Origin of the sequence: Haloferax sp. Atlit-48N, from assembly GCF_003383015.2 — an archaeon.
GTDB classification, from domain to species: Archaea; Halobacteriota; Halobacteria; order Halobacteriales; family Haloferacaceae; genus Haloferax; species Haloferax volcanii.
In genome coordinates this window covers 2047198-2062424 of record NZ_CP137689.1, presented here as the reverse complement: position 1 = coordinate 2062424, position 15227 = coordinate 2047198, and the positions used below count along the sequence as shown (strand labels likewise).

Sequence of the window (15227 nt, the reverse complement as noted above, 5' to 3'; positions counted from 1 at the left end):
CCCGGCTACCTCGGCTCAGAGCAGTTTCGAGAGGAACTGCTTGCCGCGGTCGGTCTTCGGGTTCTCGAAGAACACCTCGGGCGGCGAGTCCTCGACGACTTCGCCGTCGGCCATGAGGACGATGCGGTCGCCCACCTCGCGGGCGAAGCCCATCTCGTGGGTGACGACGAGCATCGTCATGCCCTCGTCGGCGAGGTCGTGCATCACGTCGAGCACCTCCCCGACGAGTTCGGGGTCGAGCGCGCTCGTGACCTCGTCGAACAGCATCACGTGGGGGTCCATGGCGAGCGCGCGGGCGATGGCGACGCGCTGTTGCTGGCCGCCGGACAGTTGGTTCGGGTAGGAGTTCGACTGCGCGCCGAGGCCGACGCGGTCGAGCAGTTCGTCGGCGCGGCGCTCGGCGTCTCCTTTCTTGAGCCCTTTCACCTTCGTGGGTGCGAGCGTCACGTTCTCCCGCGCCGTCTTGTGGGGAAAGAGGTTGAAGCTCTGGAACACCATGCCGATGCGCTGGCGCAGGCGGTTGATGTCAGCGTCGGCCGCGGAGATGGACTGGCCTTCGAGGCGAATCTCGCCGCCCTGAATCTCTTCGAGGCGGTTCGCACAGCGAAGCAGCGTCGACTTTCCGGACCCCGAGGGGCCGATGACGACGCACACTTCGCCCTCTTCGACGTTCAGGTCGACGTCTTTCAGGACGTGCGTGTCGCCGAAGTACTTGTTCACCTCGTCGAATTCAAGCAGACTCATCGGCGGTCACCTCCCCAATCCGAGCGCTCCTCCAAGTAGGTCACGAGTCGCATCAGCGGCAGCGTTATCGAGAGGTACGCGATGGCGACGAGGACGAGCGGCGTCCACGGGTCGAACGTCGCGCTGTTGACGCTCCGGAACGCCTGCATCAGTTCGGGGATGGCGATGATGGTGAGCAGTGAGGTGTCCTTCACGAGGATGACCTGGTCGTTACCGATGGCCGCGAGGGCGTTGCGCCACGCCTGCGGGACGACCACCTCGCGCATCCCCTGGATGTAGCCCATGCCGAGCGACCGGGCCGCCTCCATCTGCCCGTCGGGGACGGCCCCGATACCGCCGCGGACCGCCTCGCCGACGTAGGCGGCGTGGTTCAGCGTCAGCGCGATGATGGCCGTCGGGAACCCCCAGTTCTGTACCGGGAACGTCCCCGGCCACAGCGTCGGGATGCCGAAGTAGATGACGAATATCTGGAACAGAAGGGGCGTCCCGCGGAAGAACTGGACGTACGCCGTCGCGATGCCGTTCGTTATCGCCGTCTTCGAGACGCGCGCGAGGCCGACGAACACGCCGGCGGTCACCGAGAGGATACCGCCGATGACGACGATTTGGAGCACCAAGAGGTACGCATCAACGAACTGCGGAAGGATGGTCCGCATCAGCGCGAAGTCGACCTGCGTGGCGACGATGTAAGCGACGAGCGCCAAGACGGCGAGCGCGAACAGACTCGACAGCCCCACGCCGAGCCACTTCAGGCTCGTGTCGTCGATGAACCCGCCGCTCCCGTGGTCACCGTCCTCGGCGGTCGCCCCTGAGTATGTGTCTGCCATGAGTTCGAGTGTCTCTGTCAGTCGATAAAAAAGGGGGCCGCGTTCAGCCCTCGAAGTACTCGGCGTATATCTCGTCGTACGTCCCGTTCTCCTTGATAGCGGCGAGCGCCTCGTTCACCCGCTGGCGGAACTCGTCGTCGTCCTGACGGAACGCGATGCCGTAGTTCTCGACGGTGAGCGTGAGGTAATCGGGGGCGTTCTCGCCGGACTCGGCGGCCGCGCCCTCGCCCTGAAGGAAGCGGACCTCCCCTTCGCCTTGGTTGTTGACGAACTCCGCGTTGACGGTGTTGTCGTTGATGACGGCGACGACCTGCCCGTTGACGAGGGCCTGGAACGCGCCGGTGACCTGGTCGTACTGGTTGAGTTCCAGTTCGCCGTCGAACTCCTCCTGTAACTCCAGGGCGGCGTCGGCGCCGGTGGTGCCCTTCTGGACGCCGACGGTCGTCCCGCGGAGGTCCTCTCTGGACTGGATGTCGCTGTCCTGCCGGACGATGACCGTCTGGTACGCGGTGAAGTAGGGGTCCGAGAAGTCGACCTCCTGCGCGCGTTGGTCGTTGATGGTCATCGCGGACATGATGATGCGGAAGTTGTTGTTGTTCAGCGAGGGGATGATGGAGTCGAAACTCGTCGGCTTGAACTCGTAGTCGATGCCGAGTTGACCATCGAAGACGGCCTCTGCGATGTCGACGTCGAACCCGGTGAGGTCGCCTTCGGTCGTCTCGTACTCGAACGGACGGTACGGAATGTCCGAACCGATAGTAATCGTCTCGGGCAGCTCGCTCGCCTCGCCGGATTCGGTAGTTTCGGTCGAGTCGGTCGAGTCGGTGGTTTCGGCCTCGGTCGTCGAGGTCGTCTCGGTCGATTCGCTCTCGCCTTCGCCGCCGCCGAGACAGCCGGCCAGCGTGAACGCGGCCGCGGCTCCGGCGGAGCCCTTCAGAAAGGTGCGACGTTCCATAACAGCCCTCAGGTAGCACAGCACCATATAACACTTCTTCGGTCCGCTCCTCAATTCGTGTCGATATTGACGAAAAATATCCGGAAATTGTGTGGATGGGTGAGATATATGTCTAACTGAAACATCTTCACCACACTATCGTATTCTCGGATTAATCTACAACTATCACGTGAGATATTGTCTCTGCTGGGGTAGACGGCGGAATCGTTGCCGACGGAACCAACCGAGCTGCCCAAAGAGTGACTGCGAGGAGCCGCGAGGAGCAGTGAGCCGCGCCGATGCCCGTCGTCAGTCGGCGTCGTTCAGCTCGCCAGCCTGCGGCACGGGGAGGCCGCCGCGGACGAGGACCGCCGCGCCGACGACGAGGACGAGCGCGAGGACGGTTCCGCCGAGGTGGGCGAGTTCGAGCACCGGGCCGTACACCTGCCGGCCGGCGATGAGGAGCGCGACGACCACGACGCTCGCGGGCGCGGTGACGAACCTGAGCCGGCCGTAGGCGTCCGCCCGCGGGCCGTGGGCGGCGTTCGCCCAGAGCGTGACGGCGAGGAGCGCGGCGTAGGTGGCGAGGCCGACGACGTAGTAGACGGCCTGCGTCGTCGGGCCGAAGGAGACGAACGCGTGGGGCGCGAGGACGAGCATGACGGGCGCGCCGACGAGCGCGAGCCTGACCGCGTCGGCGATGCGGGGGACGCCGCGGTCGACGAGTCCCCACGCGGCGGCGGCGACGACGGCGGTGAAGATGGAGGTCGCGACCACGTAGTGGGCGGTGAGGATGACCCACTCGTACTCGGTGACGGTGAGCGCCCCGAGGACGATTTGGAACGGGAGGATGACCGTGGCGACGACGAGCGCGTAGCGGACCCCTTTTGCGACGCCTTCGCGCCACGCCTGCACGGTCGTCCCGAGGATGAGAAAGCCGGTGAGCATGGCGACGAGGCGGTGGAACCATTCGAGGAAGCTGCCCCAGTTGGCCGGGAACAGGCCGAGGAAGCCGTCGCAGAACGGCCAGCGCCCGGCGCAGGTGAGACCCGCGCCCGCGGCGGCGGTGTACACGCCGAGGACCATCAGGACGCCGGTCATCGCGGCGGCCCCCGCGAGGAGGCGGCGAAGCCGAGGTGTCATACGCGTGGGTCAGGACCGAGCGAACTTATATTTCGTCGGTATGGTCCTCGAAGGCGTCACAGAGCGGAGCCGTCCCATTCAAGTCCGTTCGGTTGGACGCGCGAACATGGACGAGCGACTCGAATCCCGAGCGGACCGACTCGATGGCTACCTCGACGACAACGGCCTCGAAGCGGTCTGGTTCGCCCGACCGAACTCCTTCGCGTGGCTCCTCGGCGGCGACAACGTCGTCGACCGCGACTCGCCGTTGGGCGTCGCCGCCGCCGGCTACGATGGCGACGAGTTCCACGTCGTGACAGACAACATCGAAGCGACCCGCCTGCTCCACGAGGAGGTCCCCCACGAGGACGTCCGCGTCCACCGCTTCCAGTGGTACGAGGGCTCGCTGGCGTCCGGCGTCGAAGCCGTCTCGCCGACCCCCGCCGCCGCCGACTTCGACGTGCCCGGCTTCGAGGACGTCGACGCCGCGGCCGTCCGCCAGCCGCTTTCGGACGCCGACATCGAGGCCTACCGCGAACTCGGCCGCGACGCGGCGAGCGCCGTCGAGCGGGTCTGCCGCGAACTCGCGCCGGGCGACACCGAACACGAGGTCGCCTCCGGTCTGAAAGTCACGCTCAGCGCGATGGGCATCGAAGCTCCGGTCGTGCTCGTCGGGGGCGGACGACGCGCCCAGAACTACCGCCACTACACGCCCAAACAGGAGGAACTCGGTGACTACGCGCTCGTCTCGGTGACGGCTCAGCGCGGCGGCCTCTACGCGAGTTGCACGCGGACCGTCGCGTTCGACGCGCCCGAGTGGCTCGAAACCCGCCACGAGGGGGCGATGCAGGTCGAGACGGAGGCGCTGGCGGCGACCCGAAAAGCGGCCGCGGAGGGCGGTACTGCGGGCGACGTGTTCGACGCCATCCGCGACGCCTACGACTCGGTTGGCGAGTCCGAGGAGTGGCTGAACCACCATCAAGGCGGCGCGGCCGGGTTCGCCGGCCGCGAGTGGTTCGCCACGCCCGACGCCGACGACGAGGTCCACGCGCCGATGGGCTACGCCTACAACCCGACCATTCAGGGCGCAAAGAGCGAGGGAACCGCGCTCGTCACTGACGAGGGCGTCGAGCCGCTGACCATGACCGGCCGCTGGCCGACACGGACCGTGACCGACGCCGACGAGACGGTCGAACTCGAACGGCCGGAAATTCTTCACATCGAACCGGAGTAATTTTTCGAGCGGAGCGGCGTCGATTCGTCGCCGCGACCTCGCCGCCGTCCGTCGGGGATTCGACTATTGTCGAAGTCAAAATTCGACGTTGTTGAATAGCTTTTTGCCCCCTGCGTGAGGACGTGTGGGTCATGGGACTGGACGACGACTCACGGGAATATCACAGACAGGACCCGCCCGGAAAAATCGAGATTGCGACGACGAAGCCGACGAACACCCAGCGCGACCTGAGTCTGGCGTACTCGCCGGGCGTGGCCGCGCCGTGTCTCGACATCGCGGAGGACGAAGACGCCGCCTACGAGTACACCGCGAAGGGCAACCTCGTCGGCGTCGTCTCCAACGGCTCCGCCGTCCTCGGGCTGGGGGACATCGGGGCGCAGGCGTCGAAGCCGGTGATGGAGGGCAAGGGCGTGCTGTTCAAGCGCTTCGCCGACATCGACGTGTTCGACGTCGAACTCGACATCGCCGACGTGGACGACTTCGTGGCGGCGACGAAGGCCATGGAGCCGACGTTCGGCGGCATCAACTTAGAGGACATCAAGGCCCCGGAGTGTTTCGAAATCGAACGACAGCTCCGCGAGCAGATGGATATCCCCGTGTTCCACGACGACCAACACGGCACGGCCATCATCTCCGGGGCGGCGCTTTTGAACGCCGCCGACATCGTGGACAAGGACCTCGACGAACTCGACATCGTCTTTTCGGGGGCGGGCGCGTCCGCGCTCGCGACGGCGCGGTTCTACGTCTCCCTCGGCGCGAAAAAGGAGAACATCACGATGTGCGACTCCTCGGGCATCATCACCGAGTCGCGCGTCGAGGACGGCGACGTGAACAAGTACAAAGCCGAGTTCGCCAAGCCGGTCGACGAGGGCTCGCTGTCGGACGCGATGGAGGGTGCGGACGTGCTCGCAGGGCTCTCGGTCGGCGGCATCGTCAGTCAGGAGATGGTGCGGTCGATGGCCGACAACCCGGTCATCTTCGCCATGGCGAACCCGGACCCCGAAATCACCTACGAGGACGCGAAGGAGGCCCGCGACGACACGGTTATCATGGCCACCGGGCGCTCCGACTACCCGAATCAGGTGAACAACGTTCTCGGGTTCCCCTTCATCTTCCGCGGCGCGCTCGACGTGCGCGCGACCGAGATTAACGAGGCGATGAAGCGCGCCGCCGCCGAGGCGCTCGCCGAACTCGCCCGCCAGGACGTGCCCGACGCGGTCGTCAAGGCCTACGGCGACCACCCGCTCCAGTTCGGTGCCGACTACGTCATCCCCAAGCCGCTGGACCCCCGCGTGCTGTTCGAAGTCGCCCCCGCGGTCGCGCAGGCGGCGATGACCTCCGGCGCGGCCCGCGAGCGCCTCGACATGAACGCGTACCGCGAGCGCCTCGAAGCCCGCCTCGGGAAGTCCCGCGAGATGATGCGCGTCGTCCTCAACAAGGCGAAGTCGAACCCAAAGCGGGTCGCCCTCGCGGAGGGCGAAGACGAGAAGATGATTCGCGCCGCCTACCAGATGCAGGAGGAGGGTATCGCCGAACCCATCCTCGTCGGAGAGACGACGACGATTCTGCGCAAGGCCGAAGAGCTGGGTCTCGACTTCGACCCGACTATCGCCAACCCCCGCGACGGCGAGTGGGACCACTACGTCGACCGTCTCTACGAGCTTCGACAGCGGAAAGGCGTCACGAACTCCGAGGCCGAGGAGCTCGTCCGCCGCGACTCGAACTACTTCGCCAGCGTGATGGTCGAAGTCGGTGACGCGGACGCGATGCTGACGGGCCTCACGCACCACTACCCGTCGGCGCTGCGCCCGCCGCTCCAGATTATCGGCACGGCCGACGACGCCGACTACGCCGCCGGCGTCTACATGATGACGTTCAAGAACCGCGTCGTCTTCTGCGCCGACACGACGGTCAACCTCGACCCCGACGAGGAGGTTCTCGCGGAGATTACGAAGCACACCGCGGACCTCGCCCGTCAGTTCAACGTCGAACCCCGCGCGGCGCTCCTCTCGTACTCCAACTTCGGCAGCGTCACGAACGAGGGGACGCGCAAGCCCCGCGACGCCGCGGCGCTCCTGCAGGACGACCCCGAGGTCGACTTCCCGGTCGACGGCGAGATGCAGGCCGACACCGCCCTCGTCGAGGACATCCTCGAAGGAACCTACGACTTCGCTGAGCTCGACGGCCCCGCGAACGTCCTCGTGTTCCCGAACCTCGAAGCGGGCAACATCGGCTACAAACTGCTCCAGCGTCTCGGCGGCGCGGAGGCCATCGGCCCGATGCTCGTCGGCATGGACAAACCCGTCCACGTCCTCCAGCGCGGCGACGAGGTCAAAGACATCGTGAACTTGGCGGCGACGGCGGTCGTGGACGCGCAGGAAGAGTAACGCGAAGTTCGCCGCCAGTTTTTCTTCGAATCCCTACCCGAACTCGGCCCACGCGACGGCGACGCCCAGCCCGACCGCCGGCGGGGCCGCGTAGAGCGCGAACGTCGTCGAATCCGGCGGCGAGAAGCACGCGGCGAAGGCGACGAGACAGAGGAGCGACAGCCCTCTCGTCCGCCCGGCGAGTCGCCGCGAGAGCGCGCCGGCGCGGCGTAATCCGAGCAGAAGCGGGGCGACGGCCGCGCCGCCGCCGACCGCGACCGGGAAGAACAGTTCGAGTTCGAGCGTCGACTGTCGGGAATCGGCGGCTACGCGGCCCCACTCGACCAGTACGTCGACGAGGCCCGGCGCGAGCTGCCGCGCGGCGACGGTTCCGACGAGGAAGCCCGCGGCGGCGAGCGCGAGCCACCCCGAGGCGGCGCGGAGGTCGACCGCCGGGTCGCGGTCGACGAGGGCGACGAGCGAGACGCCGGCGGCGAGAGCGCCGGCGAGCGCGCCCAGTTCGAGCCGGACGAGGAAGGTCGGGCCGCCGACGCCGACGACAGTTGTCGAAACACCGGCGGTCGGTGAGAGGAGCCCCGGGTCGCGGACGGCGACGACGACGACGACGGCCGTCAAGAGTGAGGTGATGACCAGTCGGCGCGCGTGGCGGCGCGCGGTCGCACCGAGCGGCGAGAGCCCGCGTCTCCGAGGGTCGAACGCGCCGACGGTCTCCGCGGGGTCCATACGTCCGGCGTCGTCGCTCCGTGTTGTCAACTTTTTGATGGAGGAGTGACCGGCCGGAGAGGGGACGGTAGCCCGACGGTAGCGGCCCGGAACGGCGCCGCCCCGGTGGGACTGCTCGCGCTCGGCGGCCCACTCGATGGACGGGGCGAACGTGGGGTCGTCGACGACGGCCTGCGTTCAGTCGCTCGCGCGCCCTTCGAACCGCGAGGGCGGGAGGTAGCTCACGTCGGTGCCGGAGTCGGCTTCGAACTCCGGGGGGTCGGGGAGCACGCAGCGGTCTGCCCGCCGGTTGACGTGTTCGTACTCGTTCGGCGCGTTCGCCAGCGGGTGCGCGGGGTTCTCTCGGCTGTCGATTCGCGCGGCGCGAAGCTCTCCGAAGCCGGCGATACGGGCCTGAATCCCCCGCCAGTGGTGTTCGCTGCCGGCGGGGACGACGATTCGCTTCGGTGACTTCCAGTCGGGGTGGTCGCCGGCGAGGACGGCGTTGTTGACGTTCGCGGCGAGGTCGTCGTGGTCGACGAGGACGCCGACCCGAGCGCCGGGGGGCGCGCGATGGGCGAGCACGTCCAGTCCGAGGTGAAGTGCGCGATACTCCGAGACGTTGTTGTCCGGCGGCACGTCAGGGAGTGCGATACGGGCGACTCGCTCGCCGTCGCGGGTCTCTATCACCGCACCGAGTCCACCGCCGTTCGGGCGATACGACCCGTCCGTCGCGACGTAGAAGTGCCGTTGATGCGTGCGCGGCGGGTGTGCGATGTGAGGCGTCGGCGACTCGTCGAACAAGTCCCGAAGTGTGGGACGGCCGGTCACGGCCATACGAACGTTTCGGAGATGGGGCGTAATAAACGTACCCCGTATCTGAGGTGCGATGCGCCCGTGTCAGAAGTCGATGCCTCAGTGGGATAACTATCTGTAATATATTCTCAGAACGCTATACGAAGTCGGGGCACAGGCAATGGATATAAGAACGGTCAACTCAATGTGCCTTCGATGGCTGACAACACTTCGCATACTAGTCGACGTTCATACATTAAGTTGGCAGGCAGCGCGGCGGCGGCAGCGGCGCTCGCGGGCTGTACCGGTAACGGCGGGGAGGAGTCGGAGACCGCGGAGACGACGACCGGCGGAGACGAGACGGAGACCGCCGAGACGACGACGACCGAGGACAGCGGTTCGTTCGACGTGACTATCACGCAGGGTCAGATGCCCTCCGGCCTCGACCCCCAGGACCACCGCGAGACGTCGACGGATATCGTCGTCCTCCACGCGTACGAGGGCGTGTTGACCCGCGACGCGGCGGGGTCGATTCAGACCGCGCTCGCGACGAACTACGAGCGCATCGACGGGGAGAACGCGGTCCGCTTCGACCTCCGCGAGGGCGTCACGTTCCACAACGGCGACGAACTCACCCCCGAGGACGTCGCGTACAGCATCAACCGCGTCGTCGACGAGGAGGTCGGCTTCGCCAGCCCGCAGAGCGACCAACTCGCCGGCGTCTCCGGCGCGGAGGTCATCGAGGGCGAGAACGCCGTCAGGGTCAACAACGCGTCTCTCAACCCCATCGTGTTCTCCGAGTTCGCGACCTACCTCGACGTGATGCAGCGGTCGTGGGTCGAGGAGAACGACAAGGCGTACATCAGTCAGCACATGAACGGTACGGGGCCGTTCCAACTCGACTCGTACACCGAAGACGAGGAGGTCGTCCTCACGGCGTACGAGGACTACTGGCGGGAGCCCGCGGCGGTCGACACGCTCACCTTCCGCGCCGCGTCCGAGGCCAGCACGCGCGTCAACCAACTCTTGCAGGGCGAGACGGACCTCATCGTCAACGTCCCTCCGCAGGAGGTCCAGCGCGTCACTAACTCCGACAACGCCCGCGTCGCCGCGTCCCCGTCGACCCGCATCATCTACAACGGGATGCGCTACGACGTCGAACCGTTCGACTCGATGGAGTTCCGGCAGGCGATGAACTACGCAATCGACCTCGAAAGTATCGTCCAGAACGTGCTTGAGGGCTTCGGCACGCAGACAGGCCAGCCAACCCTCCCCGAGTTCGTCGGGCACAACCCCGACCTCGACCCCTACCCGTACGACCCGGACCAAGCCGAGCAGTTGGTCGAAGACTCCGGCTACGCCGGCGCGGAAATCGAGCTTCACACGCCGGTCGGTCGCTACCTGAAGGACCTCGAAGTCGCGCAGGCGGTCGCGGGCTACATCGACGAACTCCCGAACGTCACGGCGACGGTCCGCCAGCGCGACTTCGGGTCGCTCGTCGACGAACTGCTCGCGGGCAGTATCGAGGCCCGCCCGCCGTGGTTCCTCATCGGCTGGGGCGAGGCGACGTTCGACGGCGGCCTCGTCATGGAGGCGCTTCTCTCCTCCGACGGGACGCTCACGACGTGGCAAAACGAGGAGTTCGACGCGCTGCTCGAACAGGCCGGCAACCAGTCCGGCGAGGAGCGCGAAGCGACGCTCCAAGAGGCGAACGCGATGGCCCACGAGCAGTGCCCGTGGATATTCCTGAACCAGCAGTACAGCGTCTACGGCGTCAACGACGCCATCGCGTGGGAGGCCCGCTCCGACGAGCGCATCGACGCGTACGCGATGAGCCAGCAGTAGTCGATGTCGCTGTCGAGGTTCCTCATCAAACGCTCGCTCCAGGGGCTGTTCGTCATCTGGGGGGTCATCACGGTCGTCTTCGGCCTCCGGTTCATCTCGCCGGGGGACCCGGCGAACGTGCTGTTGCCGCCCGACGTCGACCCGGAGGTCAGAGCGCAGGTCATCGCCGAACTCGGGCTGAACGAGCCCCTGTACGTGCAGTACTGGGAGTTCATCTCGGGCATCCCGTTCGGTGACCTCGGCCTGTCGCTCGTCACCCGGACGCCGGTCTCGGCCCGCGTCGTGGCGAGACTCCCGGCGACGCTGGAACTCGCCATCGCGGCGACAGTCGTCGCCGTCGTCATCGCGATTCCGCTCGGCGTCCTCTCTGCCACGCGGCGTCACGAGCCGGCGGACTACGGCGCGACCGTGTTCTCGCTGGTCGGCATCAGCACGCCGAACTTCTGGCTGGGCGTGATGCTCATCCTCGTGCTCGCGGTGCAGTTGGACGCGTTCCCGACCAGTCAGCGCCCCATCGGCCTCGACGGCATCGCGGTGCTTCTCGCCGGCGGCGACGTGGGCGCGGCGATACGCGGCTTCGGGACGTGGCTGTGGCATATCACGCTCCCCGCAATCACGCTCGGGACGTACTTCACCGCGCTCATCACGCGGCTCACCCGCAGCGGAATGCTCGACCAACTCGGACAGACCTACGTCCGCGCGACGCGGGCGAAGGGGCTCCCGGAGACGCTGGTCCGCTACAAGCACGCGCTTCGGAACACGCTCATCCCGGTCATCACCGTCATCGGACTCCAACTCGGCACCCTCATCGGTGGGGCCGTCATCACGGAGGCCGTCTTCGCGTGGCCGGGACTCGGGTCGCTCATCATCAACAGCATCAACGCCCGCGACTGGCCGGTCTTACAGGGCTCGCTCATCGTCGTCGCGGTCGGGTTCGTCCTCGTGAACATCCTCGTTGACGCCCTGTACGCCTACGTCAACCCGCAGGTGGCCTACGATTAACGCTCTATGATATCGGAACGCACACGCAGAAACCTTCGCCGGGAACTCAGACGGAGTCTCCTCGCGAAACTCGGCATCGTCGTCGTCGTCCTCATGGTGGCGATGGCCATCTTTGCCCCGTTTATCTCGCCGTATAGCCCGTCTCAACAGGACCTCGACAACGCCCGGCAACCGCCGCTCGGCTTCAGCACGACGGAGACCAGAGAGGTGACGCAGATGGAAAACGGGAGCGTCGTCATCGAAGACGGGCAGGTTGTCACCGAGACGCAGACCGTCTACACGAACGCGACGCTCGCCCACCCGCTCGGCACCGACGGCAACGGGCGAGACATCCTCTCGCGCATCATCTACGGCGCGAGAACGTCCATCCTCGTCGGCTTGTTCGGCACGTCGCTCGCGGCGCTCATCGGCGTCCTCGTCGGGCTGTCGGCGGGGTTCTATCGCGGGCGCGTTGACGACGTGCTGATGCGGAGCGCGGACATCATGCTCGCGTTCCCCTCGCTCGTCCTCGCAATCGCCCTCGTCGGCGTCTGGGGGCAGGCGCAAGCGCCAATCCCCGACCCGTTCGTCGCCACCGGAATCGCCCCGGCGTTCCGCTCGGCGGTCGGGTTACCGACGGGCATGCCGGAGACGGTCGTCCTCCCGGGGACGGTCATCGTCGTCGTCGCGCTCGTCAACTGGGTGTGGTTCGCCCGCGTCGCCCGCGGCGAGGCGCTCTCCATCCGCGAGGAGGAGTACGTGAAGGCCGCGAAGGCGCTCGGCGCGAGCGACGGACGGACGGTGCTCAGACACGTCCTCCCGAACGCCATCACGCCAATCCTCGTGTTGGCGACGATTCAGGTGGCCGCCATCATCCTGCTCGAATCGGCGCTGTCGTTCCTCGGCTTCTCCGGGGCCGACGTGTCGTGGGGCTTCGACATCGCCCTCGGCCGGCAGTACCAGTCCACCGCGTGGTGGATTTCGACGATGCCCGGCCTCGCCATCGTCGTGACGGTCATCGGGCTGAACCTCGTCGGCGACTGGCTCAGAGACGCGCTCGACCCCGGCATCGAAGGGGAGGGGGGCGTCTGAGATGGCCGACACGATTCTCAGCGTCCGCGACCTCTCCACCCGGTTTTTCACCGAGGAGGGGCAGGTCAACGCGGTCGAACACGTCTCGTTCGACGTCGAAGACGGCGAGATATTCGGCATCGTCGGCGAGTCCGGCTCCGGCAAGTCCGTGACCGCGCTGTCGGTCATCGACCTCATCGAGTCGCCCGGCCGCGTGACGCAAGGCGAGATATGGTACCGCAACGCCGACCTCGCCGAGGAGTTCCGCGAGTCGAAACCGGACGCCGTCGACGGCGACCTCGTGGACATCCGACGGCTCCCGGAGGGCGTCCGCCGGTCGCTCCGCGGCCCGTCGTTCAGCATGGTGTTTCAGGACCCGATGAGCAGCTTCAACCCCTCGATAACCGTCGGCGAGCAGATAGCCGAGGCGGTCGAGGTCCAGCGCCGCGCCCGGTCGAACCCGCGCAGCACGCGCTCGCGGACGCAGGGCTACGGCCTCGGCTCGCTCCTCGTGGACTCGCTTCTCCCCTCGAAGAGCTACGTCGACGACGAGAGCATGGACCGCGCGGTCGAACTGCTCGACCAAGTCGGCATCCCCGACCCCGAGGACCGCGCCGAGGAGTACCCCCACCAGTTCTCCGGCGGGATGCTCCAGCGCGCGATGATTGCGCAGGCGCTCGCCGGCGAACCGGACGTACTCATCGCCGACGAGCCGACCACCGCGCTCGACGTGACAATTCAGGCGCAGATTCTCAACCTCCTGCGCGACTTGCAGGAACAGGAGGGGATGAGCATCCTGATGATAACCCACGACTTGGGCGTCATCGCCCGGATGTGCGATCGCGTCGGCGTCATGTACGCCGGCGAGGTCGTCGAGCGCGGCCCGCTCGCCGACATCTTCGACGACCCCGTCCACCCGTACACGCAGGGACTGTTGGGGTCGATTCCGGACGTGGACGACCCCTCGGGCCGCCTCGAACCCATCTCGGGCAACGTGCCGAGCCTGCTCGACTCGGAGATGCCCGACGCGTGTTACTTCGCCGACCGGTGTCCCAAAGCCATGACCGACTGCCTGACCCGCATCCCAGAGTACGAACTGGACGGCCGACACAGCGTCCGGTGCGTCCTCGCCGAACAGGAGTACGACCCCGCCGACGCCGTCGATTCGGTCGACGGGGGCGAGGCGGCCGGGGAGGTGAGCGCCGATGACTGAGCCGCTCCTCGCGGTTCGGGACCTCCAGAAGTACTACTTCGAACAGGACTCGTTCGTCGACAGCCTCCTCGGGCGCGACCCGACGAGCGTCAAGGCCGTCGACGGCATCTCCTTCGAGGTCGAACGCGGCGAGACGCTCGGCCTCGTCGGCGAATCCGGCTGTGGGAAGTCCACGACCGGAGAGACGCTGCTCCGACTCCGCGAGGCGACCGGCGGCGCGGTCACGTTCGACGGAAAGAACGTCTTCGAGATGGACGACGACGAACTCAAGGCGTTCCGCCGGGACGCCCAAATCGTCTTCCAGGACCCGTTTTCGAGTCTCGACCCGCGGATGACCGTCGGCGACATCGTCGCCGAACCGCTGAAGATTCACGGGATTCCCGAGTCCGCCGACGGCGAGTCCAAACGCGAGTGGCGGCGCGACAGGGTCACGGACCTGTTAGAGCGGGTCGGCCTCTCCGCGAACCACTTCGACCGCTACCCCCACGAGTTCTCCGGCGGCCAGCGCCAGCGCGTCGGCATCGCTCGCGCGCTCGCGCTCGAACCGGAGTTCATCGTCCTCGACGAACCGGTGTCGGCGCTCGACGTGTCCGTGCAGGCGCAGGTGTTGAACCTGCTCGACGATTTGCAGGAGGAGTTCGGGCTGACGTATCTGTTTATCGCGCACGACCTCTCGGTCGTCCGCCACATCTGCGACCGCGTCGCCGTGATGTACCTCGGCAACATCGTCGAACTCGGTCCGACCGACGACCTGTTCGAGTCTCCGAAACACCCCTACACGAAGGCGCTGTTGGAGAGCGTTCCCCGACCCTCCACGGCCGAACACGGCCGACGGGTCGAGGCGCTGCCGGGTGACGTGCCGTCGCCGCGAAACCCGCCGTCCGGCTGTCGCTTCCGGACTCGGTGTCCGGAGGTCATCCCCCCTGACGACCTCGCCATCGAACAGGGGAGTTACCGCGCCGTGATGGACCTTCGGGACGCTCTCGCGGTCGGTGACGTGAACCAAGACCATATCTGGGACGCTGCCGACCCCGACCGGGAGGATACGGAGGCGTTCATCGAGGAGGCGCGCGCGCGACACGTCGACGACGAGCTCCACGACGAGGTCGCGAGCGTCGTCGACACGGCGCTCGGCCACCTCGCGGAGGGCGAGGTCGACCGCGCCAGCGAGACGCTTCGGGACCGCTTCGAGAGCCCCTGTGAGACGCGACGCCCCGGCGTCGGTGACGTGCCGCATCCCGCGGCCTGCCACCTCTACGAGGGTTCGGACGAGGTGATAGTCGTCGAGACGAACGCCGGCACGGCCGCCGAAGCCGACGACTGACTCGGGTCCAGCGGGCGACGAGTGCTGGCCTCGGCCGACGCCGCCCTC

General features: G+C 67.0%; 13 protein-coding genes. 7 read left to right on the top strand and 6 right to left on the bottom strand.

Annotated features, from left to right (window positions below; genetic code table 11):
* Positions 1-15: 15 nt before the first annotated feature.
* The 4 genes from DEQ67_RS11130 to DEQ67_RS11115 form a co-directional block, all read right to left on the bottom strand.
* Positions 16-744 carry an amino acid ABC transporter ATP-binding protein gene (locus tag DEQ67_RS11130; RefSeq protein WP_004042321.1) on the bottom strand — a complete coding sequence of 243 codons (729 nt, stop codon included), beginning with the start codon at positions 742-744 and terminating at the stop codon, positions 16-18.
* Positions 741-1571, bottom strand: coding sequence for an amino acid ABC transporter permease (locus tag DEQ67_RS11125; protein ID WP_004042323.1), 831 nt, complete (start codon positions 1569-1571; stop codon positions 741-743). The genes DEQ67_RS11130 and DEQ67_RS11125 overlap by 4 nt, the downstream gene beginning before the upstream one ends.
* Positions 1572-1614: 43 nt before the next feature.
* Positions 1615-2526 carry a basic amino acid ABC transporter substrate-binding protein gene (locus DEQ67_RS11120; RefSeq protein ID WP_115802943.1) on the bottom strand — a complete coding sequence of 304 codons (912 nt, stop codon included), beginning with the start codon at positions 2524-2526 and terminating at the stop codon, positions 1615-1617.
* A 288-nt stretch (positions 2527-2814) separates the two neighbouring features.
* On the bottom strand, positions 2815-3606 hold the full coding sequence (locus tag DEQ67_RS11115) for a COX15/CtaA family protein (RefSeq protein WP_188148678.1): 792 nt from the start codon (positions 3604-3606) through the stop codon (positions 2815-2817).
* Positions 3607-3754: 148 nt separating this feature from the next.
* On the opposite strand from DEQ67_RS11115, the gene DEQ67_RS11110 reads away from it, so the two are divergent.
* Both DEQ67_RS11110 and DEQ67_RS11105 read left to right on the top strand, forming a co-directional pair.
* On the top strand, positions 3755-4861 hold the full coding sequence (locus DEQ67_RS11110) for a M24 family metallopeptidase (RefSeq protein ID WP_115891473.1): 1107 nt from the start codon (positions 3755-3757) through the stop codon (positions 4859-4861).
* A 131-nt stretch (positions 4862-4992) separates the two neighbouring features.
* The gene (locus tag DEQ67_RS11105) at positions 4993-7248 is read left to right on the top strand and encodes an NADP-dependent malic enzyme (protein ID WP_115891474.1); all 2256 of its coding nucleotides are present in this window, start codon (positions 4993-4995) and stop codon (positions 7246-7248) included.
* Positions 7249-7281: 33 nt separating this feature from the next.
* Here DEQ67_RS11105 and DEQ67_RS11100 read toward each other — a convergent pair whose 3' ends face one another.
* Both DEQ67_RS11100 and DEQ67_RS11095 read right to left on the bottom strand, forming a co-directional pair.
* Complete coding sequence (locus DEQ67_RS11100; RefSeq protein ID WP_115802939.1) at positions 7282-7971, bottom strand: hypothetical protein; 690 nt, start codon at positions 7969-7971, stop codon at positions 7282-7284.
* A gap of 177 nt (positions 7972-8148) precedes the next feature.
* Positions 8149-8787, bottom strand: coding sequence for a hypothetical protein (locus DEQ67_RS11095; RefSeq protein ID WP_004062538.1), 639 nt, complete (start codon positions 8785-8787; stop codon positions 8149-8151).
* Positions 8788-9006: 219 nt separating this feature from the next.
* On the opposite strand from DEQ67_RS11095, the gene DEQ67_RS11090 reads away from it, so the two are divergent.
* The 5 genes from DEQ67_RS11090 to DEQ67_RS11070 are packed head-to-tail and all read left to right on the top strand — an operon-like array spanning position 9007 to position 15179.
* Positions 9007-10590, top strand: a complete 1584-nt coding sequence (locus tag DEQ67_RS11090; protein ID WP_233506039.1) for an ABC transporter substrate-binding protein — start codon at positions 9007-9009, stop codon at positions 10588-10590.
* A 3-nt stretch (positions 10591-10593) separates the two neighbouring features.
* On the top strand, positions 10594-11592 hold the full coding sequence (locus DEQ67_RS11085) for an ABC transporter permease (protein ID WP_004062536.1): 999 nt from the start codon (positions 10594-10596) through the stop codon (positions 11590-11592).
* A 6-nt stretch (positions 11593-11598) separates the two neighbouring features.
* Complete coding sequence (locus DEQ67_RS11080) at positions 11599-12663, top strand: ABC transporter permease (protein WP_004062535.1); 1065 nt, start codon at positions 11599-11601, stop codon at positions 12661-12663.
* Position 12664: 1 nt separating this feature from the next.
* On the top strand, positions 12665-13855 hold the full coding sequence (locus DEQ67_RS11075) for an ABC transporter ATP-binding protein (RefSeq protein WP_004062534.1): 1191 nt from the start codon (positions 12665-12667) through the stop codon (positions 13853-13855).
* Positions 13848-15179: an ABC transporter ATP-binding protein gene (locus DEQ67_RS11070; protein WP_115860847.1), complete on the top strand. Its 1332-nt coding sequence runs from the start codon at positions 13848-13850 to the stop codon at positions 15177-15179. Before DEQ67_RS11075 ends, DEQ67_RS11070 begins: the two co-directional genes overlap by 8 nt.
* Positions 15180-15227: the final 48 nt, after the last annotated feature.

Coding starts and splice junctions, on each gene's coding strand:
- DEQ67_RS11075 (WP_004062534.1), top strand. CDS start 12,665: ATGGCCGACACGATTCTCAGCGTCCGCGACCTCTCCACCCGGTTTTTC.
- DEQ67_RS11125 (WP_004042323.1), bottom strand. CDS start 1,571: ATGGCAGACACATACTCAGGGGCGACCGCCGAGGACGGTGACCACGGG.
- DEQ67_RS11080 (WP_004062535.1), top strand. CDS start 11,599: ATGATATCGGAACGCACACGCAGAAACCTTCGCCGGGAACTCAGACGG.
- DEQ67_RS11120 (WP_115802943.1), bottom strand. CDS start 2,526: ATGGAACGTCGCACCTTTCTGAAGGGCTCCGCCGGAGCCGCGGCCGCG.
- DEQ67_RS11095 (WP_004062538.1), bottom strand. CDS start 8,787: ATGGCCGTGACCGGCCGTCCCACACTTCGGGACTTGTTCGACGAGTCG.
- DEQ67_RS11115 (WP_188148678.1), bottom strand. CDS start 3,606: ATGACCGGCGTCCTGATGGTCCTCGGCGTGTACACCGCCGCCGCGGGC.
- DEQ67_RS11110 (WP_115891473.1), top strand. CDS start 3,755: ATGGACGAGCGACTCGAATCCCGAGCGGACCGACTCGATGGCTACCTC.
- DEQ67_RS11130 (WP_004042321.1), bottom strand. CDS start 744: ATGAGTCTGCTTGAATTCGACGAGGTGAACAAGTACTTCGGCGACACG.
- DEQ67_RS11105 (WP_115891474.1), top strand. CDS start 4,993: ATGGGACTGGACGACGACTCACGGGAATATCACAGACAGGACCCGCCC.
- DEQ67_RS11070 (WP_115860847.1), top strand. CDS start 13,848: ATGACTGAGCCGCTCCTCGCGGTTCGGGACCTCCAGAAGTACTACTTC.
- DEQ67_RS11085 (WP_004062536.1), top strand. CDS start 10,594: ATGTCGCTGTCGAGGTTCCTCATCAAACGCTCGCTCCAGGGGCTGTTC.
- DEQ67_RS11100 (WP_115802939.1), bottom strand. CDS start 7,971: ATGGACCCCGCGGAGACCGTCGGCGCGTTCGACCCTCGGAGACGCGGG.